The sequence below is a fragment of the Maribacter huludaoensis genome (genome assembly GCF_029350945.1).
In the GTDB taxonomy this organism is placed as follows: domain Bacteria; phylum Bacteroidota; class Bacteroidia; order Flavobacteriales; family Flavobacteriaceae; genus Maribacter; species Maribacter huludaoensis.
Genome location: NZ_JARKMS010000004.1, coordinates 30,401 through 55,791, shown reverse-complemented (window position 1 = coordinate 55,791; position 25,391 = coordinate 30,401). Strand labels below are relative to the sequence as shown.

Below are 25,391 nucleotides of genomic sequence, written 5' to 3'. Positions count from 1 at the left end.
GCAGATGACACCAATTTCCTGTTGTATTGACTATCATATAACAATATCTTTTTTGTAATGATATCTCCTTAATTATTATCACAGTATTTTTACTATTTACAGACATTAATATGATCGATTCATTTTTTGAAGAATTAAGTACCGAATTACATAATGGTGTTACTGAAAAAGGACACCCGTTCAGATTCATAACCATGGCAACGGTAGGCAACGAATCTACTGCTCGGCTACGCACCGTAGTGTTACGAGAGGTTAACAAAGATTTACGACTAACGATTTATACAGATAGCCGCACACAGAAGATAAAACACATTGCGGAAAACAATCAGGTAAGTTTTCTACTATATCATCCTGAAAAAATGCTACAGCTAAAAGTGGAAGGTACAGCTGAAATGGTAACCAATCTTGAAAGATTAAAATCAACATGGCAAAATATTCAACCCAACAGTAAAAAGGATTACATTACAGAAACTAGCCCAGGTACAACAATTAAAAATCCGGATCATGTGGAATATGTTGAAGACAAAAACTATTTTACCATAATCGATATTTTTCCAACTAAAATTGAATATCTAAAACTAAAAAGACCTAACCATATTAGAGCTCTTTTCACAAAGACCGATAACAACTGGAAGGGTGAATTCCTAGTTCCTTAATTGATATAGAAATATAGATTTTCTTTTTCTTTCCCAAAACCTATGAGACTGTCCACAGGTGTGGTCTGTTTTACTACAGATGAATCTATAGTTGTTTCAACTGATTTTTCTTCTTGCAATTCCGAACCGGTTAGCGAATAATCATCTACGGAAAGTATAATTCGATCAGGATACAGTAAACGCACGTTACCGGCATACGTAACGTTGGGCAGCACCCATTGATAGGCACCATAATTCTTACTCAACTTATTAGCAACTGGACCAAAACCAAAATGGACAGATGAAGGGATGTTTAATACTCTTTCTATTGGTGTTCTTATGGTTTGAATTCCTATAACGAGTACAAACAACCAATACCCAAGTGTTACGACTTTTTTACTATTCCTAATATTAACTTTCTCTAAAAGCAAAACCACAAAAGGGATAAATAGCGGCAATAACCATCTAGTCTCCACTTTTTTGCTTTGAAAAATGAGAAAAAATAAACCCAATACCAGCAATTGGGCAAAAAACATTTTAACAAACCAATTGATTTTCAAATTGTTAAAACTTGACTTTTTAGACAAATAGCCAATACTACATATTGCAATAATTGGAAACATTAATGCAAACAACCCTTTTAAGTAGACTATAATGGGTAGCAACGAAAATCCCAATTCTGCTTCTTCCGTTCCTATTTTCTCTTCGACACTAGATGCCAAAAATGTTTGAAATTCACCAGGACCTAATAACCAATAGATATGTGGCGCTACAATTAAAGCAGAAACAAAAACCGATACCAATATTTTAGGGTTGAAAACAATTGCTCTTAATTCCTTATCCCAAAGTACAACCAGCGCAAAGGTTACCAGAAAAAATGCATAATTGTATTTAGACATCATGCCCATACCTACAAACAAACCAAATAAAAGATAATTTGTAATAGATTTCCTTGCTATTAATACTTGTATGCAGTAATAAGAAGCTATAACACTGAAACATAACAAGCTGGTATGCGAAAGCCTACGAAAGGTAAAATCTATATATACAGGTATAAAAACCAATGCCAGCACGGCCAATTTAGATTTATCGGCATCTATAATTCGCAGTCCAGAAAATTTATATAACAATAATAATGTACCTGAAAACAATGCGCCTCTAAGTAAAGAGAATGCTAACTTTCCTACCCCAAATATAGCATTGATTCCATATTGCAACCAGGTATATAGTGGCGGCTGGTCATCGTAACCCCAACGAAGCCATTGCGAATAATATGCTTGCTCCGCATCTTCTAGCTCTAACGCACTTTTAAAAAAAGTGATCAATGCAATGGCCAAAAATGAAAGTATGGCGAGTATCGCTATTTTATCTAGTGATACCTTTTTTCCTACCATTTATTTTTGTGAGATAATAGTAAAACTCAAATTTAACGGATTTAAAGCTTCAAATAACATAGGCACTAAATCTTCCCCATATGCCAAATAAAATTCTGAAAAGTTAGATTGTCGCTCTTGAAGCGATTGGTTGGGAAACATTTCGTTTTGTAGTTCCGTCATACGTACTACATGATCCTTTAACTTTCTTTTCTGTGCTTGCAGTAATCGTTTTTCTAAAGCATCCAATCCTTTTTTTTGCTTTACTTCTTGTGCTTTTACAGCTCCTAGAAAAGATTTATCGGTCTTTTCCGCAAGTTCATACATATTTTTAAACTGCTCATGAAGTAGTTTCTTTTGTGGCGAAAAATCAATATCTATATTTGAAATTTCTCGGATCTTTTTGTTGATAAGGCTATTTTGCTTTAAGAAAATGTCTGCCTTTGAGATATTCATTTTCTCTAACTTATCGGCTTGCTTCTCGGTAATGATCAACGCTGAATTTCTTACCAATAAAATTGGAAATGGAACATTCATAGCTTCAAAAGCCGCTTTTAATTCTAACCAATACGCAATCTCACCGCCACCACCAATATAACAAAGGTTTGGTAAAATAACTTCTTGGTATAAAGGTCTAGCGATTACATTAGGTGAAAAACGCTCTGGGTGCGTGTTCATCTCTTCTACCAACTCTTCTTTAGTAAAAGAAATGGATGTTTCGTTTACAATATATTGCTCTTTACTTTCTATGATTCTTTCTCTTATACCTTCTTTTAAATAGAAATAATTGATTTCTCGCGGATTTACCTGTACTGGATAATCAGATGAAATATTTTCGATTTCCTTAATGGTTTCTGATACTTTTTCGAATGCCGTCCGTTCAAAAATATCTTTCTTCATGAATGGCACTAGTAACTTTTTTAAGTCAGCATCATCACCATCAACAATAACTAATCCGTAATCCTTGAAAATTTCATTTGCCAAAAATCGGGTTGCATCGGTTAGATTATCATGCTTTAAATACGCATTTTCAAATAGATCTTTTAACACCTTAGCGTTCTTACTGTCCCCAATAGTTCTGGAATACAGCGAAAAAACCTCTTCTAATCCCTCCGTTGGTAAATGCCCTACTGCACCAGATGCCTCTTTGTTCCACTGAAATTTTAATCCTTTGAAGTTGAAATAATTAATTTCTTCAAAATCATGATCTTCCGTAGCCATCCAATAAATAGGCACAAAATTACTATCCGGAAATTCTTTTTTTAATTGCTTGATCAGGTTGATCGTAGAAATGATCTTGTACAAAAAATACAATGGTCCGGTAAAAAGATTTAACTGATGACCGGTAACTATGGTATAGGTGTTTTTCTCTTTTAACAGCGCTATATTAGCAGCTGTACTGTTAGAAGTATCAGTACCTTTATATTGGTTTTGCATTGAAGAATACAGAACATCTCTTTGTTCTTGGGTAAAATGCCTTCTCTTTTCTTCTATCTGACCTTTAAATCCTTCAATATCGGGAAACCGATTATATAATGGTTTAAGCTTAGTATCTGCTGCAGTGTAATCGCAAATTAATTTCGAAAAATAACCCGTTTTTGCTAAGGGCAAACAATCAATATCCATATAAAAAGTAAATACTTGGTAAATATAAAACCCTTTCGTTTTACATTTCCTAAATATAAGTTAATTACCGTTAGTATAAATTGTTGGAATTCTCGTCAAAATACGCGGTAATTAGGTTTCAATTTGTATTAATTTTAATAGATTTGGCTCACTCACAACACAAATTACTATATGAAACTAATTCTACGCTACGCATTACTTTTTATTCCACTTTTAGGTTTGGCCCAGTTAAAATCTCCGTCAGAGTTTTTAGGCTATGAACTAGGCACCCAATTTACAAGACATCATGAAGTTGTTGATTACTACCAGTATTTGGCCAAAGCCGAACCTCAGCGTATGAGCCTTATGGAATATGGTAAGACCAATGAACGCAGACCTTTACTTTTGGCTACTATATCTAGCAAAGAAAATATTCAAAACCTTGATAAAATCAAGGAAGAGCATATGAAAGGAATCAATGGCGAAGGTTCTCCGGATAAAGCCATTGTTTGGCTTAGTTACAATGTTCATGGTAACGAGAGCGTAAGTACGGAAGCTTCAATGCAAACTATTTATGATCTGTTTACTACAAAAAGCAGCTATCTAGAAAATATAGTAGTGTTAATTGATCCGTGTATTAACCCAGATGGTAGAGATCGCTATGTTAACTGGTACAACCAATTTAAAAATACCCCCAACCAACTAGACCCTAACAGTAAGGAGCACCATGAACATTGGTGGAGCGGTCGAAGCAACCACTACATGTTTGATCTTAACAGGGATTGGGCTTGGCTTACGCAAGTTGAAAGCCAGCAACGCTTAAAGCAGTTTAATAAATGGTTACCTCATGTTCATGTAGATTTTCATGAGCAAGGTGTTGACAACCCGTATTATTTTGCTCCTGCCGCAGAGCCTTTTCATGAGGTAATCACAGATTTTCAAAGAGAGTTTCAAGAAACTATTGGTAAAAACCATGCTAAATATTTTGATGAAAATGGTTGGTTCTATTTTACAAAAGAGGTATTCGATCTACTATATCCTAGTTATGGTGACACCTACCCTACCTATAACGGTGGCATTGGTATGACTTATGAGCAAGGTGGTAGCGGGCGTGCCGGTTTAGCTATTACAACAAGTATTGGTGACACCCTTACCTTAAAAGATAGAATAGCCCATCACTTAACTACCGGTCTATCTACCGTAGAAGTAGCTTCTAAAAATGTTTCTAAATTAAATGATGAGTTCAAGAAATTCTACCTCAACAAAAATTTTAAATACAAAAGCTATGTATTGAACGGTAATCCTGATAAAATTGAAGAGTTGGCAGATTTATTAAGCAAACATGAAATTGAATATCAAGCGGGAACAAATGCTACTATTAAAGGTTACAGCTACGCCTTAGGGAAATCTGGCTCTTTAAAAAGTAACGAGCAAAGTTTAGTAATTTCATCAAACCAGCCAAAAAGTACCTTGGTCAAGGTATTATTTGAACCAATGGCAAAATTAAGTGATTCTGTTACCTATGATATTACTGCATGGTCCTTACCTTACGCATACGGATTGGATGCTATTGCCAGCGAAAGCAATTTAAACGGCTCATCTTCCGTACTAAATAAACCTGTAGCAACTAGTTTTGATGCTGACAAGTATGCCTATTTAGCAGACTGGAACAGTATGAAAGATGCTAGATTTCTGGCAGAATTATTACGTAACAATGTACGTGTACGTTACGCACATAAGCCTTTTACCTTAGACGGTATTTCTCATGATCGCGGTACATTGATCATTACAAAAGGTGATAACAAGCACCTAAAAAACTTTAATGAGGTTCTTAAAACAGCATCTACCAACCACTCTAAAAATTTGATTTCCACCAACACAGGTTTTGTTGAAAGCGGTAAAGATTTTGGCTCCGGTTATGTTGATGTGATTCAGAATTTAAACATTGCCGTATTATCTGGAAAGCCTACCTCAACGCTTCGCTTTGGAGAAATATGGAACTTTTTTGAACAACAACTAGACTACCCGATCTCTGTATTGGACGAAGCCTATTTTGACCGTGTCAACCTTGCTAAATATGATATCTTAATACTACCTGACGGTCATGGGTACAACAGTTTTTTAAGCTCTTACAATAAAGAAAAAATTAAGGAATGGGTAAAAAATGGCGGTAAACTTATTGCCATGGGCGGAGCAATTGACGGAATTACAGCATCGGACAAAGATTTTGAAATTTCCGAAAAAGAAATGCCGAAAGATTCTTCTTCCACAATTGAATCTTATGAAATTTCTGAAAGAGAACAGATCAAATCAGCTATTACAGGAGCTATTTTTAAGGCTACCGTAGATAACACAAATCCTTTGGCATATGGGTATAACGATACTTATTTCACCCTTAAACTAGGTGCACGTTCCTATAATTATCTAGAAAACGGAAGTGCTGTTTATTTAAGTGAAGGCGCCAACGAACCTGTATCTGGTTTTGCCGGTAGCGAAGCAAAGAAAAAGATTGCGGAAACCTTAATCTTCGGTACCGAAAATATGGGTCGCGGTCAAGTAATTTACATGGTAGACAATCCTTTATTTAGAGGTTTTTGGGAAAATGGAAAACTATTTTTTGCCAATGCCTTATTCATGGTTAAATAAAAAAATATGAAAGAGTATAAAGTTGAAACGCTTATTTTCTATTCGAAATTTACGTTTGATAAAAATCATTTAGCGAAGTCATCCAACAAAGCAATTCAAGAAAAATTGAACGAATACGCTAAAAATGGCTGGCGTTTGGTATCTACCGATACTACAGAATTTGGAATGGCCATGTATATTTATTTATATTTTGAAAAGTAATTAAATTAAAAATCAACTGGATTAGATATCCCTGAAGCAACGTTAATTGTTTCAGGGATATTTTATTTTATGGTTGCATGGCACTCTTTCCAACATATTTGTATGTTTTACGTTTAAAATATAAGACACTGAGCTATTAGTGCAAAAACCACCACCAATGCCAAACGACCAAGAGCAAATAAATGCATTAATGCAAAAGTTAGAACTGCTTTTGAAAAAGCAGCAAGACTTTAATATTGAAGTAAATGAAATTCGTAGGGATATTCAAATTCTTAGAAATACACAGGCAATAAAATTCAACGAAAATACTTCTGAACATACCACTAAATCTTCAGAAACAACTATTGCAAAAGAGGATGCATTAATTGATAAAGCAGTTGAAATTGAAACACCCACTCCTGTTCAAGCTCCAATAGAAATTGCTTCTATACAAGAAGAGCCTAAAAAGATTCCTGAAAAGAAAATAAAGCTTCCAAAAGGCAAATCTAACCTAGAGAAATTCATTGGAGAAAATCTTATTAATAAAATAGGGATATTGATTACCGTAATAGGTGTTGGTATCGGCGCAAAATACTCTATTGAAAATAATTTAATTAGTCCACTTACCAGAATTATTCTTGGCTATTTGGTAGGCTTGGGCCTTTTAGGATTCGGATTTAAATTAAAAGCCAAATATGAGAGTTATAGCGCTGTTTTGGTGAGCGGTGCATTGGCTATTCTTTATTTTTTAACTTATTTGGCATACGAACTTTATGGGCTATTACCGCAAATGGCAGCTTTTGGCCTAATGCTTCTGTTTACCGTTTTCGGTGTGGTTGCGGCCATCAACTATAATAAGCAAATCATTGCACATATTGGTCTTGTAGGCGCTTACGGCGTTCCTTTTTTACTAAGTAACGATTCTGGAAACGCTACTGCCCTATTTAGTTACATTGCTTTGATCAATGTTGGTCTTTTGGCAATTTCATTTAAAAAATACTGGAAAGCTCTTTACTACGTTGCCTTCACCTTTACATGGCTTATTTACGGATCGTGGTACGCATTCTCAAGTTATGATGAAGATTTTACTATGGGCTTTAGCTTCTTAGCAATATTCTTCTTTTTGTTCTATGCCACATTCTTAGCTTTTAAATTAATAAAATCTGAGAAATTTCAAGTTGCAGATATTATTCTGATCATGCTAAATTCTTTCATCTTTTACGGCTTTGGTATTGCTTGGCTCTATGATTATGAAGGCGGAGAGTTTTACCTAGGCTTATTCACCCTATTGAATGCACTTATTCATTTTGTAATAACGGTAATTATCTTCAAAAGAAAATTAGCCGACCGAAAGCTGTTCTTCTTAACATCTGGGTTTGTACTTACGTTTATTACCATAGCGGTCCCTGTTCAGTTAGATGGCAATTGGGTAACGTTATTTTGGGCTTTTGAAGCCGCTTTATTATTTTGGATAGGACGCACCAAAAAAGTCAAATTTTATGAATATCTATCCTATATTTTAGTTGCTCTAGCATTCTTTAGTTTAACCATGGACTGGGCAGCAAGGTACTCTTATATGAATACTAAAGATGAATGGAATCTATTATTAAACACTACGTTTTTAACATCTATACTTTGCGTTGCCGTATTCGGATTCATGAGTTGGATACAAACAAAATTTAGCACTGAAAAACCTTCAATAGTTCAACAGCTAATGACATTTGGTATTCCCGCTCTGTTTATAGGAACCCTTTACTTTGCCTTCTATCTTGAAATTGAACAGTATTGGAACAATGCCTTTCAGTTATCTAAAATTGAAATATCAAGTACATCTGGCCAATACCCGGAATACAACTACAATCTCAAAGATTTTGAAACTATTTGGTTAATTCTTTATACCATGTTTTTCATTGGCGTTTTAAGTTTTGTACATATTTTAAAAATCAAAAACAAGATAATAGGTATTGTAGCCTTAGGCGCTGTGCTTTTAACAACTTTCATATTCCTTACAAACGGACTTTATACCTTAAGCGAGCTGCGTGAAAATTACCTAACCCAGCAACTTACGGAATTTTATAATGTAGGAACATATAACATATACATACGCTATATTTCATTTGCATTTCTTACATTTCTTCTATTTGCCATTTATAAATTAGCACAGCAAGAGTATTTAAAATTTAACACTAAAATACCGTTTCAAATTCTAATGCATACCACCATTATATGGGTTTCAAGTAGCGAATTATTAAATTGGATGGATATATCCGGATCTGATCAGTCCTATAAATTAGGTCTTAGCATACTTTGGGGTGTTTATGCCCTTTTATTGATCGGTCTTGGTATTTGGAAAAAGAAAAAATACCTACGTATTGGTGCTATTGCCCTATTCTCAATTACTTTGATCAAATTGTTTTTCTATGACATATCATCGTTGAACACTATTTCTAAGACCATTGTATTTGTGTCATTAGGAGTATTATTATTGATTATTTCATTTCTTTATAATAAATACAAACACATTATTTCTGATGAAACTAAATAGTTTTCTAACCATAATTGCTTTTCTGTCGATTTCATTTTGTTTCGCACAGATGGATTCCTATTCCAAAAAAATAGAATTAAAAGGAATAGACAGTCAATGGCATGCCATAGAAATACCAAATGATGTATTTTCAGAAGTGAATACCAATATGTGTGACATTCGTATTTATGGGGTCACCGCCAACGATACTATTGAAGCACCTTACCTTCATAAAGTTTCTAAAGCAGAAAATTCTAATTCAGAGATATCCTTTAACTTATTGAACAGCGTCAATACCCAAAAAGGTTATTTCTATACCTACGAACTGCCCCAGAAAGAAACTATTAATGAGATTCTATTAAACATTGAAGACCTTAATTTTAATTGGGAAATTACCCTTGAAGGAAGTCAACATCAAAAACAATGGTTCACTATTTTAGAAGACTATCGCATTTTATCGATTAATAATGACCAGACAAACTATTCGTTTACCACATTAAAGTTTCCAGATGCAAATTATAGATACTACAGAATACTGATCAGAAGTACCGAAAAACCGAATCTGGCATCAGTAACCATCTCTAAAAAAGCAAAAAAAGCTGCAGAATATCGTAATTATAACATACAATCCTTTAAGGTTTCACAAGAGGAAAAGAAAACAATCATAGATATTGAACTAAATAAACGCGTTCCATTAAACTTATTAGAATTAACAGTTGATGACAAAATTGATTATTACCGATCCATTTCTATTCAATATTTAGCAGATAGCGTAAAAACGGATAAAGGATTCTATTACAACTATAGACCATTAGCTACCAGGACACTTTCATCCATGGAAAATAATAGTTTTCAACTACCTGGAACCTTAGCAACTAAAGTTCGAGTAATTGTTGTAAACAATGACAATCAGCCTTTAAAAATATCAGGGACCAATGTAAAAGGTTATGTGCATACTTTGACCACACGTTTTACAGAACCGGCTACATACTATTTAGTTTATGGCAAACAGAACGATAATTTTCCCAATTATGATATTACCAAAACCAACGTTTCATTACCTGACACCATTACAAAACTAAATTTTGGCAGTGTGGAAAAAATACCAAAACCCCAAACCGAAACAACAGACCCTCTTTTTGAAAACAAATGGTGGTTGTGGCTTATCATTGGGGTAATAATTGCCCTATTAGGCTACTTCACTATTGGGATGTTAAAGAAAGAGCTTTAATGGTTTAAGTAAAAAAATCATTCCGAAAATACGCTAAATTAAAATCTACAAACAGTTCTCTATAGTTTGCTTGACCTATATTTTATTCACCTCTCTCTGATCTGGGAATCAACAACTAAACCATTGTTATATAAATTATAATATGATGTAAAGCTGGTTGATTTAATTTTACTTATTAATAGGCAAAACCTTCATGAAATTATAACGTAAGTAGTGTGATGAAATATTATATTCTATTACTGCTCCTACTTCCAACGGTTCTTTTAAGTCAAAGAATAGACCATCTTGCCTCATTTAGAGATATGGGTAGTGAAAGGTATTTCCGATTTAATTATGACAATGATTTCTTCGCTGCATCAGATAAAAATTACACACAAGGTTATAGTTTTAAGTATGCGAATCCAAGCTTATCCAAGAATCCGGTAAACTATATATTCTTCAAGTTTAAAGGTAATTACTATACTTACGGATTAGCATTAGAGCATATTGGCTATACACCGAGTAATTTCGTAAGTCCAGATATACAAATTGATGATAGACCTTTTGCCGCAGCTATCTACTTTAAGAGTTTTGTTGTCGCAACAGATACCATTACCAAATCAAGACTATCTCAATCATTAAGCTTAGGACTTATTGGTCCAGGGGCATTTGGTAAAGAAATGCAAACAGCAATTCATAAACTTATCGAAAACAAAACTCCCGGCGGTTGGGATAATCAAATTCAGAACGATTTAGTGTTGAATTATGAAATTGGCTACGAGAAACAAATTTTTAATTATAAAAACATAGTAACTGCACAAGCAATATCTTCACTACAACTAGGCACCTTATTTACAAATGCATCGGTGGGATTTAGTTCTACTGTCGGACTATTAGATGATCCGTTTTCTAGAAACAGCACACCATCGAAGTTTAAATTTTATGCTTTTGTACAACCAACCGTCAATGTAGTTGGTTTTGATGCCACCTTGCAAGGCGGCATTTTCACCAATGACAATCCTTATACCATTTCTTCGAAAAATATAGAAAGGTTGACCGCACAAGTCGACTACGGACTCATACTCAAATACAGAAAACTGTATTTAGAATATACTCGAACAACGATTACCAAAGAATTTACCTCTGGTAATTCTGCCAATTGGGGCGGTTTTAGAGTGGGATTTCTATTTAATTAATTACACAACTGGCTCTCCGTAAAGGTCAAAATCAGCAGCTTCCGTAATCTTTACATTGACAAACTCTCCCTGCTTTACGTAGTGCTTGGTAGCATCTATTAAAACCTCGTTATCCACATCTGGCGAATCAAACTCGGTTCTTCCAACAAAGTGGTTTCCTTCTTTACGATCTATAATACAACGAAACGTCTCCCCTACTTTCTTTTGGTTCAATTCCCAAGATATTTGAGATTGTATTTCCATGATAATATTAGCACGCTCTTGTTTTACTTCTTCCGGAACATCGTCTACTAAAGTATAAGCATGAGTATTTTCTTCATGACTGTAGGTAAAACAACCCAAACGTTCAAAACGCATAGCGGTTACCCAGTTTTTAAGAATCTCAAAATCTTCTTCTGTTTCACCAGGATACCCAACTATCAATGTAGTCCTAATGGTCATTTCAGGCACAGCTGCCCTAAATTCCTTAAGTAACTTGGTAGTTTTAGCTTCTGTGGTACCTCTGCGCATACTTTTAAGAATACGGTCAGATATATGCTGCAATGGAATATCTAAATAGTTACAAACCTTGGGTTCTCTATTCATTACATCTAACACATCCATTGGAAAACCAGCCGGAAATGCATAATGTAAACGTATCCACTCTATACCTTCTACCTTTACCAAAGCTTCTAAAAGCTCTGCCAGGTTTCTTTTCTTATATAAATCTAACCCGTAATACGTTAAATCTTGCGCAATTAAAATAAGCTCCTTTACTCCTTTGGCGGCAAGCTTTTCCGCTTCTGTAACCAATTCTTCTATAGGTGTGCTTTTATGCTTACCTCTCATCAGTGGAATTGCACAGAAAGAACATGGACGATCACAACCTTCCGCAATTTTTAAATAAGCATAATTTTTGGGTGTCGTCGTTAAACGTTCTCCAATTAATTCATGCTTATAATCTGCACCTAAAGCTTTTAATAGTCCCGGTAACTCGCTTGTACCAAAATACTCATCTACATTAGGAATCTCTTTTTGCAAATCTGGTTTGTAACGCTCGCTCAAGCAACCGGTAACAAAAACCTTATCTACTGCACCTACTTCTTTCTTTTGAACATATTCTAAAATGGTATTAACACTTTCCTCTTTTGCATTGGCAATAAAACCACAGGTGTTAATTACAACTATATTTCCTTCTTCTTCATGTACAACTTCTTTGTCGTTGGCCTTTAATTGGCCCATGAGTACTTCAGAATCATAAACATTCTTTGAACAACCTAGAGTTACTACGTTGATTTTGTTCTTCTTAAGAGTTTTTGTCCTCATAATTTAAATTGGGGTGCAAAAATACGATTTGGCTATTTAAAAACGTTAGATATGGACAAATTTACTTGTAATCTTTATTTGATTACAGTTTATGTACACCCAAATCTTAAATTAACCATGAAATTCTCCCAATATTTCAGGCTGTTTGCCCTATCTCTAATTATAGCATCGTGCTCCAGTGATTCTGAACCTAGTTCAGAGACTGGAAAGAGCGGTACACCCCCGGTAACGGCAGCAATACCCACAGAAACCTATTTCCCTCCTATATCCCGATCTAATGAATGGGAAACCATATCAATGGAAACCCTAGGATGGAACGAAGCAGAAGTAAGCAACCTCTATTTCTTTTTGGAAAATAACAATACCGATGCCTTTATAGTGTTAAAAAACGGGCGCATAGTGATTGAAAAATACTTTGGTGATTTTAAGTCCGATGATAACCATGCCTGGAATTCCGCCGGAAAAAATTTAACCGCCATGTTAACGGGTATCGCTCAAGAAGAAGGGTATTTGGATATTACGGATGCAACTTCTACACATTTAGGTGAAGGCTGGTCTAATTTGCCTTTAGAACAAGAAATGAACATCACCATAAAAAATCAATTGACCATGACTACCGGTCTAGATTATACCGTAGATGATATTTTTTGTACCGAGCCCCAATGTTTGAATTATTTAAACGAACCAAGCACTTTCTGGTATTACCATAATGCACCGTATACCTTACTAGATAATGTCATTGCAAATGCCACGGAAACCGATTTTAATTCATATTTCTCAAAAAAAATAAAAGAACCCATTGGTATGCAAGGCTTGTTTCTTGAAATTGGATACAACAATGTGTTCTTTAGTTCTGCAAGAAGTATGGCACGTTTTGGCATTCTTAATTTAACTAAAGGTAACTGGGACGGAATTTCAATTCTCGATGACCAAGATTACTTTAATGCCATGACAAACACTTCGCAAAATTTAAATCATTCTTACGGTTACCTCTACTGGTTAAATGGCAAAAGTAGCTTTAGATTACCAAGCACCATAGATGAATACTCCGGAAGCTTAATACCCAATGCACCTGACGATCTATATGCCGGACTTGGACTTAACGACCAGAAATTATATATGGTACCAAGTTTAGATTTGGTGGTTGTACGCATGGGCGGAGCAAGCAACGAAGAACTTTTAGGACCTTCTAGTTTTGATAATGAAATTTGGGAATTACTAAATGCCATCATGGAGCAATAGCATTTTTATTTATTTAAGTAACTTCTTGATCACCTAGTTATTACTTAGCTAGTAACAATGCTTATTTTTGTATAAAATTGCAAAATGGATTTTAGAAGCATTGCCGAAGAAAGATATACGACCAAAAAATATGATGCCACAAAGAAAATTTCCGATTCACAGATCGAAGATTTAAAGCATATATTAAAACTAAGTCCGTCTTCTATAAACAGCCAGCCTTGGCTGTTCACCTTCGTATCTAACAAACAGATAAAAGACCAATTAGCCGATGCCTCATATTCCAACGCCTCTAAAATTAAAGATGCCAGCCATTTGGTAGTATTCAGCGTATTGGACAATCTTGAAGAATTTGAAAAACGCGTTGAAGAAAATTTACATGAAGGTTCAATTAAATTTTACAAGCAAGTTGTAAAACCACAACCTGAAGAGAAAACTATAAATTGGCTGTCACAACAAGTATATATTACTTTAGGGTTCTTCTTGGCAGCATGCGCTACCATGAAAATAGATTCTACGCCAATGGAAGGTATAGAACCTAAGAAATATAAAGAAATTTTAAAAATTGAAAATCACAAAGTTCTCTTCTCCGTTGCTTTGGGCCACCGTCATTTAGAAGACAACACACAACCAAGCTTAGTCGGCAAATCTAGATTGGGCGCTGATGTAGTCATTCAATCCATTGATTAATTCAGCATCACATTAGACCTCTTTTAAAAGCTTAAACACTGTAATTTCTGGCCTAACATTAAAACGTACTTGTCGTAAACAGCCCAAAGCACGATTAATGTATAGGGTTCTCCCATCATTTAAATCTTTGATACCTGCATCATAATTTTTGTTTTTAACAGGTAAAATAAGTGGTGGCAAAAAAGGTGGTTTAACCTGTCCGCCATGTGTATGACCAGAAAGTATCCAACCTGTAAAATTATTCCAAACGGGAAGATCACATACATCCGGATTATGACATAGGGTAATATTTGCTTTAGTGGGGTTATATTTTTCTATAGTCTTTTCTGGATAAAAATTACTTCCCCAAAAATCATCCATTCCTAAAAAATTGAGTCCGGCAATCTCTACCGCATCATTACGCAACATGGTTACCCCTACATCTTCTAAACTTTCTGTTATACTTTTTGCTATCGGCTCCTCTACAAAATCAATTCCGTAGTCATGATTACCCAATATCCCAATAGTACCCAAAGTACCTTTAACAACAAATTTTAACACCTCTCTTAATTGTGTTATTTGCTCATTGTCTTCATAGGTAACATAGTCGCCAGTATACACCACAAAATCTGGACGTAACTCTTGAGCTTCTTTAAATGCATCTATAATATATTGATAATCAAAAGAATTACCGATATGCACATCACTAATTTGCATTAGCGTTTTACCAACTAGTGCATCTGGCAAATTCCTTAACGGCATTTTTAGATGCACAAATTGAATCCAAAACGGTTCTATCTGCCAACTATAAAATCCTGTCAGTAAACCCAAACCCGCTAGCCACCGAAAAGACTTTTTTATAAAGCTTCTTCTTTTCATTTTAAGCCATCAAATTTAGTTTTGGTAGTCTTTTGGTAACACTCGGTTTGGAAACTTTTCTTCATAAGATTTACCTAATCGCAATAAATTTGCTTCTGAGAACTGTTTTCCTATAAATGTTAAACTAATTGGCTCACCAGATGTTTTATAACCCATTGGAACCGTTAAGGCTGGATATTTTGCAACAGCTGCATAACCCGCATGATAATTATTTATGGACAATACGGCATCTAGCTTATGTTTATCCAGTGCATTATCAAAGAATGTGCGTCCATTTTTTTCAAGATTAGATTTTATCTCTTCTAATTCGGCAGTAGTGGTAGTATCATTAATTATCCCTTCAAACAAAGCTTGCCCATACGGAATTCTAACCAACGAATCTAAATTATTGAATGATACCGCATCTAAAATTGAAGAAATTTTAACCAATTCAGGATTTGCATGTTGTTTAAGATAAGACTTTAAATCATTTCGCATATCTATATTCAAAATACTTAAAAAACCGTTCATAGCTACTTCTGGTGGAGTAAATTCAACTATTGTTGCGCCAGCTTCTTTTAAATCCTCTATGGTCTTTTTATAAATACTATCGGTTTGTACCAACTCTTCAATTACACCTAATCTCATTTCAGAAAAAGGTGTTGCATGTAAGCCTGCCGATAAAATACCTGGATAATTTTCTTTTACAGAGGCAGCATCCAACTCATCATATCCCAACATAGCAGATAATAAAATGGCATTGTCCTTTACATTCTTTGTCATAGGACCCGGAGTATCCAATGTACTGGAAATAGGCACAATACCCGATCTACTCAACAAACCAATGGTAGGTTTTAAGCCAACTACGGAATTTTGGCTACTTGGCGATAAAATTGAACCTGAAGTTTCCGTACCTACCGCTGCCACTGCATAATTTGCAGCAACGGCCGTACCGCTACCCGAACTTGAACCTCCTGTCTCAAATACCTTACGCCCATACGGATTAAGCGTTTGGCCGCCATAGGCACTATAGCCCACGGGACAGCCCGAGCATAAAAAATAAGCCCACTCACTTAAGTTGACCTTACCTAAAATTAAAGCCCCGTTCTTCTTCAATTGCCGAACTATAAATGAATCATCAACCTCATTATTCATTAAAGCAATTGAACCTGCAGTGGTTTTCATACCCAATGTATTTATGTTGTCCTTCAGTAAAATAGGCATACCATAAATAGGGTGTTGAGTCTGCGTTGCTACCCCTTTCTCATTCAGTCTATCTAACTCTCGCGCTTGTTCTACTACATCTTCATTTAAAGCTATTACCGTATTTAACGTAGTTGCATTATCCAACTCATATTTATAGATGCGATATAAATAAAAGAGTACTAGCTTTTCATATGTAAGGTTGCCTTCTTTAATATGTTTACGTATTGTAAAAATATCCTGCTCCAAAATCATTGGGAGCAACTTCTGATACTCCGCCTCCGTCACCTTAGAAGTTTCTTCATATAGCGGTAGAAACACCTCATTTTTATCTAAAACTTTAGATTGTATCAACTTGTACTGCATACGCCCATTTTCATGATCGGCATTAGCGGCAACTTCGGTAGAATCATTATACGCCGTCCAAAGAACTACATTTTCATTAATAGTTTCTTGCTTGTTTTTACAAGCACTTAATATAATAATGACCAGTAATAAAACATGCTTTTTCATACCATTATCTATTTTTAGTTTGTAGTGCTTTCCAGCTATAAATATCATTTTTGTTCAAACGAACAAATTCATCTTTACCTTGCTTTTCAGCTAACTTCATTGAAATCTCAGATGCCTTTATAGCTTCTTTATACTTTTTTAAATCTGCCAATAATAAAGACCTAACTCTATGAAAGAAATAGGTATCCCCATCCATTTTTATTGCCTTGTCAACAAAGCCAAGAGCTTCTTTAGGTTTCATACCCTGTTCTTGATAATATCTAGCAATTTCGTAATACGTTTGTGCGGTAGGTTCAGTTGAAAGCATTTCATCTATTTGCTCTTGCATTATAGAATTAGTGTCAAATAGTAGCGGAATAGTAATCTGGGTTGTTCCCCAATTCAAATGCATAGATGCACCGTTATGATTAATATTATCGAATGAAATTAGAAAGGTCTCTTGAAAATCTTTTTTATGAGAGGGTACAACTTTAATACGCAAAGCATCTTCTTCCGTATTATAATTTGACCTACCATCTCCCCAATGTGTAGTATTGTTATGAAAAACTATTTGCCATTCTTCTTCCTCAGGAAAAGCATATAGGGCATAAGTACCTTTAGCAAGTTTATTTCCATCTATTAAAACATCAGTACTAAAAGTAATTTTGGTAGATTCATTGGCACCTACCCTCCAGATACGACCGTTAGGTACTAGACCAGGTTCACCATTTGGTTGATTACCAAATAAAGTACGCCCCTTGGCAGATGGCCTTGAATATTCTACAGTAATTTTTGAGAGTCCTACGTGTTGTTCGATCTGGGCGAACGGACTGGCTTTTGGGTGGTTCATTTGCCCCCAACTCAGTTTACATAATAAAAGAGGAAAAATGAACCAGCCGTATCTCAATTTTAAATTTTAAAGAATGAATCTACAAATTCGTACTTATTGAATGCTTGCAAATCTTCAATACCTTCCCCTACACCAATATACTTCACCGGTATTTTAAATTGATCGGATATACCGATAACCACACCACCTTTTGCCGTACCATCCAATTTGGTAATTGCCAATGCAGTTACCTCTGTTGCTTTTGTAAATTGTTTTGCCTGCTCAAATGCATTTTGTCCCGTAGAACCATCTAGCACCAACAATACTTCATGAGGCGTATCTTCAACTACTTTTTGCATAACACGTTTAACCTTGGTCAACTCATTCATTAAGTTGATTTTATTATGTAAACGCCCGGCAGTATCTATGATAACCACATCTGCATCTTGGGTAACGGCAGAACTTAAGGTATCAAAAGCAACAGAAGCGGGATCACTACCCATTTGCTGTTTTACAATAGGTACATCTACCCTATCTGCCCAAACCTGCAATTGATCGATTGCAGCTGCCCTAAAAGTATCCGCAGCACCTAATACCACTTTTAAACCTTGGTTTTTAAATCTATGTGCCAACTTACCAATAGTGGTGGTTTTACCAACACCATTTACACCAACTACCATAATTACATATGGTTTTTTATCTTTTGGTATTTGAATATCGCCAGTTTCGCTGTCGTTAGTCTCAGAAAGAAGACCTGCTATTTCAGCTCTTAAAATAGAATTTAGCTCATCTGTACCTACATACTTGTCACGAGCAACCCTTGCTTCTATTCTTTCTATAATCTTTAATGTAGTATCTACACCAACATCTGAAGAAACCAGTACCTCTTCAAGATTATCCAATACGTCATCATCTACTTTAGACTTACCGGCAACTGCCTTTCCTAACTTAGAAAAAAAGCTAGTTTTTGTTTTTTCCAAACCTTTATCCAAGGTTTCCTTTTTCTGAGAAGAAAATATTTTTTTAAATAAGCTCATTGTTTATCCTATGGTTATTCAAATATAAAAATTAAAAAGCCCCTTTCGTAGGAAAGGGGCTCAATAACTACTAAAAGTTATATTTCTTATTTCTTGGCAATCCAAGCATCTACCAATTCTGGTGGCATTACTTGTTCTACAAAAACGTAAGCACCTGATTTTGGTGACTTAACCATTTTTATAGCTTTTGTCAATCTTTTAGAACTTGTCTGTAAACTTGCTACGGTCTTCTTAGCCATGACTTATATTATTTTGTGATTCTCTAAAATGAAAATCTATTTAATTTCTTTATGAACGGTCATTCTCTTAAGAATAGGATTGAATTTTTTAATTTCCAATCTCTCAGGAGTGTTCTTCTTATTTTTGGTAGTGATATATCTTGAAGTACCTGGTTGACCAGATTCTTTATGCTCAGTGCATTCTAATATAACTTGTATTCTATTACCTTTCTTTGCCATCGTATCGCTCTATTTTCCAGATTACTTAATAACTAATCCTTTTGCTTTTGCTTCTTTTAAAACAGCAGATATACCTTTCTTATTGATACTTTTTAAAGCTCTTGCAGAAACTTTAAGTGTTATCCAACGGTCTTCTTCTGGAATGTAAAAACGTTTTTTAGAAAGATTTACATCAAATCTTCTTCTAGTTTTATTAATGGAAAACGAAACATTGTTCCCAAACATCGCCTTCTTACCCGTAATTTCACAAACTTTTGACATCGTGCTGACTTTTTCTTTTAAACAGGGTGCAAATTTATATCTTTTTTATCGATCCAACAACAATAAAGATCACATTTTTAAAATTTCTTTTTGAAGGAGCTCAAAAGCCTTATTTACAGACTTTTCCACAACCCTCTCGCGGGTGCTTCCCATTTGAAATTCTTGCACATAAGTAGACACTGGACCATTGATAGCAATAAATACCGTTCCTACATCTGCGTCTGAATCTCCTTTTGAAGGTCCTGCGTTACCAGTGGTAGCTATTGCAAAGTCGGTTTTCATTAAATCTTTTGCCCCTTTTGCCATTGCCAAAGCAACTTCTGCACTTACCACAGAATGCTCATCCACAATATTTTTGGGCACATTTAACACATTGATCTTGGCCTCTGTAGCATAACTGACCACACTGCCTTTAAAATATTTGGATGCACCAGGTATAGAGGTTATTTTTTCTGCAATTTTACCACCGGTAAAACTCTCGGCAGTCGACAAAGTCAAATTTTTATCGGTCAACAATTTTGCAACGGTCTCCTCTATACTTTCATCATCCTCCAATCCAAAAACAATATCGCTTATTAATGGATGTAATTTTTCAATTTCGTTGTTTATAGCAGACTCAAGCTCATCATAATCCGGTCCTTTACCGGACAAACGCAATCTTACCTTACCCAGATTAGGTAAATAGGCCAACTTAATGTTTAAAGGCAATGCATCTTCCCAAGCCTCTATACGTTTGGCAATAGCACTTTCCCCCATACCATAGGTCACTACGGTTTTATGGATAATATGTGGTCTTTTATAATAAGCCGCCAATTTAGGAATTACAGATTCTTTCATTAGGTGCTTCATTTCAAAAGGCACACCGGGCATTGAAACAAACGTTACATCATTATGTCTTATTAACATACCGGGCGCAGTACCATTGGCATTATGCAAAACCTCTGCCTTGCTTGGCACCAAGGCCTGCATTCTATTGATATCAGAAATAGGGGTGTTACTTATATATTTGGCGAACAATTCTTCTACATGCGCCAATACCTCTGCATTCTCTACAAGTTCATCATTAAAGAACTCACATAAGGTATGCTTGGTAATATCATCTTTTGTAGGTCCTAGACCGCCTGTAATTATAACGATATCTACACGTTCTGACGCATCTTTAAAAGCATTTAATAAATGTGTACGTTCATCTTGTATAGAGGTGATTTGATAAACTGAAACACCGATCTTATTCAGTTCCTTACCAATAAATGCGGAGTTGGTATCTATAACTTGACCGATGAGAATTTCATCGCCAATAGTAATTATTTCAGCAAGCATTATAACTGAAAGTCATTTTTTAATTCTGCCACCACTTGATTTATATCTGTCTTTAGCATTGGAAATCTTTTCTCTATCTCTGCCATATTGGCCTCTTGCTTTCCCAAGGTTTCTAATTCTAGGGCTATAGCACGAGTTTGCTCCATTCCCAACAAATCTACATTAGGTTTTATTTTATGTGCAAGTTTGTACACTTGATCATGGTCTTTTTCTTGAAGTGCTTTTTCCAAAGCTTCCAAATCTTCGGGTACTTCTTCCAAAAAAACAGAAATAACAGAATTTATAAAATCCTGATCCCCCTCTGCCATCTCGTTAATCTTATCCAGGTTATAAATCATTATTTAATTTTTAAGGTAAAAAGCTCTTTATCTTCCAAACTACCCGTAAGATAATCATTTGGACTTATTTTGCCAACACCTGCAGGTGTTCCGGTAAAGATAATATCGCCTTTTTTTAACATAAAGAACGTTGAAACATAGGCAATTATTTCATCTATCTTCCAAAGCATAAAACTTGTATTGCCGTCTTGAACAACTTCGCCGTTCTTTAGCAACTTAAAATTAAGGTCATTAACATCTTTAAATTCAGTTTTAGGTAGCCACTCTCCAATTACCGCTGCACCGTCAAAACCCTTGGCTTTCTCCCAAGGCAACCCTTTTTCTTTTAATTTAGATTGTAAATCTCTTGCCGTAAAATCAATCCCCAGTCCCACTTCATCATAATATGAAGGCGCAAATTCTTTACTGATATGCTTACCAACTTTTTTGATTTTGACCAAGACCTCAACTTCATAATGCACATTATCCGAAAATTCTGGAATATAAAAATCTTGCTGTTTTGGCAATACCGATGAATCTGGCTTTATAAATACAACAGGTTCTTCTGGTCTTTCGTTCTTAAGCTCATCAATATGTGCTGCGTAATTTCTACCTATACATATAATTTTCATCGGTACTTATTTTTTCTTTGACAACTTTAAACTAATGGCGGGTATCAAATTTTCATTGTTGCCAGGTGCTTTAATCGCAAAATCATTCCATTCACCCATACCATAGACCATAGTTTTAAAGTTTTGGTTCTTTTGATATACAGCAGCAAATGTAGGTGCAAAACGATCTTCTACCACTTTCTTATTTGTTATGGCATGTTTATAGGTATTGGTATACCAGTTGTACGGGAGGAAAATCCACTCTAGTCCTATGTACACTCCTTCATCTGGCATTCTTATACCCATGCTTGAAAGATCTATTGAAACATAATCTTCTTTAGTAGAGCTCTCTAAAATAATGCTTTTGCGAATTAGATCATGGTTTGGCTTGCGTGTCTTCTTATCTACATCATACACTCTAAGTCTAAATTTAGACGACGCCCTTTTAAACTTACTGTTCTGCTGTACATGAATAGTTATTTTCTCCAAATATTTTTTAGCAGCGCCTATATTAGGAAAATATAATGCCAATACCCAAGGGGTCTCCGCGGAAGAAAATCCGCTTTTAATACTATAGGAACTCACAGGATTCAATACCTGCGAATCTCCTAAACTTTGAGAAACCACCACTTCTTCCAGCTCAAAGGTCTCTTCTTGCATGTAAATTTTCTTCTTTTGGGAAATTACTTTTGCCGATATGATAGTATCCTTAAAACCTAAAGCGGAAATATGAACTTCTTTTTCCAAGTACGTTTCAGGTACATCAATATAAAAGTATCCTTCTTCATCACTAGAAGTTCCCTTTAGGGTTTTTAAAAAACTGATATTGGCATAAGGAACAGCCGTTTTTGTTTTATCATCATAAACGTGACCTTCTACCAAAACTTCCTGAGCATGACCCATGCACATTACCAAAAGAAACAACACTACACAAATTCTCATCTTCAACTTAATTTATTATTCAGCTTGCTCAGCTTAATTTGTGTAAGAATCTTTTTTGTGTACAATGGAAAATCCGCATTTAGCATCCAACCAAAATAACCTGGCTCATTTTCTAACACTGTATGAACCTTTTTGCCCTTATGTTTACCGAAGGCAAAGATTTCTTCTTCATCTTCATCCAAGGCAATAAAACCTGCGAAATCTACCGATTGTTTTCTTCTAGAAAATTCTGATAGTTTTTTAATATTGTTTTCTAGATCAGGATATCTATCTAACTGAGAAAGCAACACCTCATAGGTAGCGTTGGTGTCTGCCGCAGCACTATGGGCATCTGTAAGATCTTTGTCACAGTAAAATTTATAGGCAGCTTCTAGGGTTCGTTTTTCCATTTTGTGAAAAATGGTCTGTACATCTACGGATACCGTATTTTTCATATCAAAATCAATACCTGCACGTAGCAATTCTTCTGCCAGCAAAGGAATATCAAATCGGTCTGAGTTGAAACCGCCCAAATCACTATCCTTTATAATTTTATAAATTTCTTTAGAAAGCTCTTTAAATGTTGGTTCGTTGGCCACTTTTTCATTGGTAATACCATGAACGGCAACCACCTCTTCCGGTATTTCCATTTCAGGGTTCACCAACCATGTTTTACTTTCCTTATTCCCGTTAGGGTACACCTTTAATATCGCTATCTCAACAATACGATCTTTTGCTACATTGACCCCGGTCGTCTCCAAATCAAAGAAACAAATAGGTCTGGTAAGCTTTAATTCCATACAAGTTCTACTTTCAACAAAAATACACTTTCGTTTTTAGCCATATAAAGTTACTTGCGATTAATTTTATTTCAAAATTAAAAATGTAACGAAAAAACAAATATTTTGAAATATTCATTTTATTCATATTTCACGTAACACAACTTATACATATGCTTACCAAAACAGACCTTTGAAATAGCAAAACACCCCGTTATACAATTTGTATAACGGGGTGCTGCAATTATAATATTACTTTGGTTACACTTCTCTATTTACGTCCCAAGCTTCAAGATAATCTGCCACAGCTTTTGCGAACATACTACCCAAAGCACCATTTACGACCCTATGATCATAACTGTGAGATAAATACATTTTACTACGTATACCTATTACATCGCCTTCCGGTGTTTCTATTACGGACGGAATTTTTCTAATAGCACCCAATGCCATAATACCTACTTGTGGCTGATTGATAATTGGCGTTCCAAAAACACTACCAAATGTACCCACATTGGTAACGGTATAGGTACCACCTTGTACTTCATCAGGTTTAAGCGCATTGTTTCTAGAACGGTCCGCCAAATCATTTACAACCTTCGCTATGCCCAATAAATTCAATTGGTCGGCATTTTTAATTACCGGCACGATCAAATTACCATCAGGTAGCGCTGCCGCCATTCCTATATTTATATTTTTCTTTTTTATAACGGTATCGCCATCAACAGAAATATTCATCATAGGATATTTCTTCAATGCTACGGCAACGGCTTCCATAAAAATTGGGGTAAACGTAAATTTCTCACCTTCCCTTTTGTAGAAAGCGTCCTTTATTTTATTTCGCCATGTAACTATATTGGTTACATCCACCTCTATAAAACTCTGTACATGTGCAGATGTTGCTACACTATCTGCCATATGCTTGGCTATCAATTTACCCATTCTGGACATGGGTATTACTTCATCACCACGAGAAACTTGCGTCTTCGGTTTTTCAGGAGCCGGGGTGCTCGCCGGTTTTGGCGCAGTAGTACTAACCGGAGCTACCGGTGCAGTTTTAGCAGCAATATCCGGTGCCGCAATTTTTTCTTGTACCGGTCGCGGGGCAGCAACCTCTACCGGTGCCTCTACCCTATCTTGTACAACTGCTTTTTCTGGAGCAACCGCCTTTTCAACAGGCTTACTATCCCCTGTTTTAACAAAGTTCAATATATCATCTTTTGTTACCCTACCATCTTTTCCTGTTCCAGGAATTGTTTCGAGCACCTCAAAAGAAATACCCTCTTCTTTTGCAATGTTCTTAACCAACGGAGAATAAAAACGATCAGAGGTTCCGTTTAATTGAACCGTTGCCGTTTCCGCCCTTGCATGCATTACCGCAGATTCTGCCACGGCAACCATTTCTTGAAGAACCGGTTCCGGCTCCTCTATATGTTGTACATTATTAGTGGTATCGCCCAAATCAACATCACCACCTACCTGAATAATAGCTACTGTTTGACCAACTTCTACAACATCATCAACATTAAAGCATTTTTCAATTAAAACACCATCTACTTCACTTGGCACTTCACTATCAACCTTATCCGTAGCAATTTCAAAAATGGGCTCATCCATCTCAATTGTATCACCTACCTCTTTCAACCATGATGTCAATGTTGCTTCTGCAACACTCTCTCCCATACGCGGTAGTTTCAATTCAAATTTTGACATATCGATAATT

General features: G+C 35.4%; 24 protein-coding genes. 8 read left to right on the top strand and 16 right to left on the bottom strand.

Features of this window, described 5'->3' with window-relative positions; translation table 11 throughout:
* Positions 1-110 precede the first annotated feature (110 nt).
* A complete protein-coding gene (locus PXC01_RS12555) occupies positions 111-656 on the top strand; it encodes a pyridoxamine 5'-phosphate oxidase family protein (RefSeq protein ID WP_276472644.1) in 546 nt (181 codons plus the stop codon).
* On the opposite strand, the gene PXC01_RS12550 is transcribed toward PXC01_RS12555, so the two are convergent.
* Positions 653-2,029 carry an ArnT family glycosyltransferase gene (locus tag PXC01_RS12550; RefSeq protein WP_276472643.1) on the bottom strand — a complete coding sequence of 459 codons (1,377 nt, stop codon included), beginning with the start codon at positions 2,027-2,029 and terminating at the stop codon, positions 653-655. The genes PXC01_RS12555 and PXC01_RS12550 overlap by 4 nt on opposite strands.
* Complete coding sequence (bshC, locus tag PXC01_RS12545) at positions 2,030-3,634, bottom strand: bacillithiol biosynthesis cysteine-adding enzyme BshC (protein ID WP_276472642.1); 1,605 nt, start codon at positions 3,632-3,634, stop codon at positions 2,030-2,032.
* 171 nt (positions 3,635-3,805) lie between these two features.
* On the opposite strand from bshC, the gene PXC01_RS12540 reads away from it, so the two are divergent.
* The 5 genes from PXC01_RS12540 to PXC01_RS12520 all read left to right on the top strand — a co-directional run bounded on the left by PXC01_RS12540 (position 3,806) and on the right by PXC01_RS12520 (position 11,369).
* Positions 3,806-6,259: a M14 metallopeptidase family protein gene (locus PXC01_RS12540; RefSeq protein ID WP_276472641.1), complete on the top strand. Its 2,454-nt coding sequence runs from the start codon at positions 3,806-3,808 to the stop codon at positions 6,257-6,259.
* 6 nt (positions 6,260-6,265) lie between these two features.
* A complete protein-coding gene (locus PXC01_RS12535; RefSeq protein WP_276472640.1) occupies positions 6,266-6,460 on the top strand; it encodes a DUF4177 domain-containing protein in 195 nt (64 codons plus the stop codon).
* 157 nt (positions 6,461-6,617) lie between these two features.
* The gene (locus tag PXC01_RS12530) at positions 6,618-8,984 is read left to right on the top strand and encodes a DUF2339 domain-containing protein (RefSeq protein ID WP_276472639.1); all 2,367 of its coding nucleotides are present in this window, start codon (positions 6,618-6,620) and stop codon (positions 8,982-8,984) included.
* A gap of 49 nt (positions 8,985-9,033) precedes the next feature.
* Positions 9,034-10,194 carry a DUF3999 family protein gene (locus PXC01_RS12525; RefSeq protein ID WP_276472638.1) on the top strand — a complete coding sequence of 387 codons (1,161 nt, stop codon included), beginning with the start codon at positions 9,034-9,036 and terminating at the stop codon, positions 10,192-10,194.
* A gap of 218 nt (positions 10,195-10,412) precedes the next feature.
* The gene (locus PXC01_RS12520; RefSeq protein WP_276472637.1) at positions 10,413-11,369 is read left to right on the top strand and encodes a lipid A deacylase LpxR family protein; all 957 of its coding nucleotides are present in this window, start codon (positions 10,413-10,415) and stop codon (positions 11,367-11,369) included.
* Here the strand turns inward: PXC01_RS12520 and rimO are convergent, their stop codons facing one another.
* Positions 11,370-12,674 (bottom strand): 30S ribosomal protein S12 methylthiotransferase RimO, encoded by a 1,305-nt coding sequence (rimO, locus tag PXC01_RS12515; RefSeq protein ID WP_276472636.1) that lies wholly within the window; start codon positions 12,672-12,674, stop codon positions 11,370-11,372.
* A 51-nt stretch (positions 12,675-12,725) separates the two neighbouring features.
* Between rimO and PXC01_RS12510 the strand changes: the two genes are divergently transcribed.
* Both PXC01_RS12510 and PXC01_RS12505 read left to right on the top strand, forming a co-directional pair.
* The gene (locus PXC01_RS12510; protein WP_276472635.1) at positions 12,726-13,916 is read left to right on the top strand and encodes a serine hydrolase domain-containing protein; all 1,191 of its coding nucleotides are present in this window, start codon (positions 12,726-12,728) and stop codon (positions 13,914-13,916) included.
* Positions 13,917-14,000: 84 nt separating this feature from the next.
* The gene (locus PXC01_RS12505) at positions 14,001-14,603 is read left to right on the top strand and encodes an NAD(P)H-dependent oxidoreductase (RefSeq protein WP_276472634.1); all 603 of its coding nucleotides are present in this window, start codon (positions 14,001-14,003) and stop codon (positions 14,601-14,603) included.
* A gap of 12 nt (positions 14,604-14,615) precedes the next feature.
* Here PXC01_RS12505 and PXC01_RS12500 read toward each other — a convergent pair whose 3' ends face one another.
* The 13 genes from PXC01_RS12500 to PXC01_RS12440 form a co-directional block, all read right to left on the bottom strand.
* Entirely contained in the window at positions 14,616-15,461 is an 846-nt protein-coding gene (locus tag PXC01_RS12500) for a metallophosphoesterase (RefSeq protein ID WP_276472633.1), read from the bottom strand.
* Positions 15,462-15,476: 15 nt separating this feature from the next.
* Positions 15,477-17,156 (bottom strand): amidase family protein, encoded by a 1,680-nt coding sequence (locus PXC01_RS12495; protein ID WP_276472632.1) that lies wholly within the window; start codon positions 17,154-17,156, stop codon positions 15,477-15,479.
* Positions 17,157-17,160: 4 nt separating this feature from the next.
* Positions 17,161-17,985 carry a DUF2911 domain-containing protein gene (locus PXC01_RS12490; RefSeq protein ID WP_276472631.1) on the bottom strand — a complete coding sequence of 275 codons (825 nt, stop codon included), beginning with the start codon at positions 17,983-17,985 and terminating at the stop codon, positions 17,161-17,163.
* 59 nt (positions 17,986-18,044) lie between these two features.
* The gene (gene ftsY / locus PXC01_RS12485; protein WP_276472630.1) at positions 18,045-19,001 is read right to left on the bottom strand and encodes a signal recognition particle-docking protein FtsY; all 957 of its coding nucleotides are present in this window, start codon (positions 18,999-19,001) and stop codon (positions 18,045-18,047) included.
* 86 nt (positions 19,002-19,087) lie between these two features.
* The gene (locus PXC01_RS12480; protein WP_071340023.1) at positions 19,088-19,240 is read right to left on the bottom strand and encodes a DUF4295 domain-containing protein; all 153 of its coding nucleotides are present in this window, start codon (positions 19,238-19,240) and stop codon (positions 19,088-19,090) included.
* Positions 19,241-19,276: 36 nt separating this feature from the next.
* On the bottom strand, positions 19,277-19,459 hold the full coding sequence (rpmG, locus tag PXC01_RS12475; RefSeq protein WP_058105695.1) for a 50S ribosomal protein L33: 183 nt from the start codon (positions 19,457-19,459) through the stop codon (positions 19,277-19,279).
* 21 nt (positions 19,460-19,480) lie between these two features.
* Positions 19,481-19,720 carry a 50S ribosomal protein L28 gene (gene rpmB / locus PXC01_RS12470; protein ID WP_076549269.1) on the bottom strand — a complete coding sequence of 80 codons (240 nt, stop codon included), beginning with the start codon at positions 19,718-19,720 and terminating at the stop codon, positions 19,481-19,483.
* A 69-nt stretch (positions 19,721-19,789) separates the two neighbouring features.
* Positions 19,790-21,040 carry a competence/damage-inducible protein A gene (locus tag PXC01_RS12465; protein ID WP_276472629.1) on the bottom strand — a complete coding sequence of 417 codons (1,251 nt, stop codon included), beginning with the start codon at positions 21,038-21,040 and terminating at the stop codon, positions 19,790-19,792.
* On the bottom strand, positions 21,040-21,378 hold the full coding sequence (locus tag PXC01_RS12460; RefSeq protein ID WP_276472628.1) for an Hpt domain-containing protein: 339 nt from the start codon (positions 21,376-21,378) through the stop codon (positions 21,040-21,042). The genes PXC01_RS12465 and PXC01_RS12460 overlap by 1 nt, the downstream gene beginning before the upstream one ends.
* The gene (locus PXC01_RS12455; protein WP_276472627.1) at positions 21,378-21,989 is read right to left on the bottom strand and encodes a fumarylacetoacetate hydrolase family protein; all 612 of its coding nucleotides are present in this window, start codon (positions 21,987-21,989) and stop codon (positions 21,378-21,380) included. The genes PXC01_RS12460 and PXC01_RS12455 overlap by 1 nt, the downstream gene beginning before the upstream one ends.
* Before the next feature lie 6 nt (positions 21,990-21,995).
* Entirely contained in the window at positions 21,996-22,910 is a 915-nt protein-coding gene (locus PXC01_RS12450; protein ID WP_276472626.1) for a carboxypeptidase-like regulatory domain-containing protein, read from the bottom strand.
* Between the two features lie 2 nt (positions 22,911-22,912).
* Positions 22,913-23,689, bottom strand: a complete 777-nt coding sequence (locus PXC01_RS12445) for a 3'-5' exonuclease (protein WP_276472625.1) — start codon at positions 23,687-23,689, stop codon at positions 22,913-22,915.
* Between the two features lie 240 nt (positions 23,690-23,929).
* Complete coding sequence (locus PXC01_RS12440; protein WP_276472624.1) at positions 23,930-25,381, bottom strand: dihydrolipoamide acetyltransferase family protein; 1,452 nt, start codon at positions 25,379-25,381, stop codon at positions 23,930-23,932.
* Between the last annotated feature and the right edge of the window lie 10 nt (positions 25,382-25,391).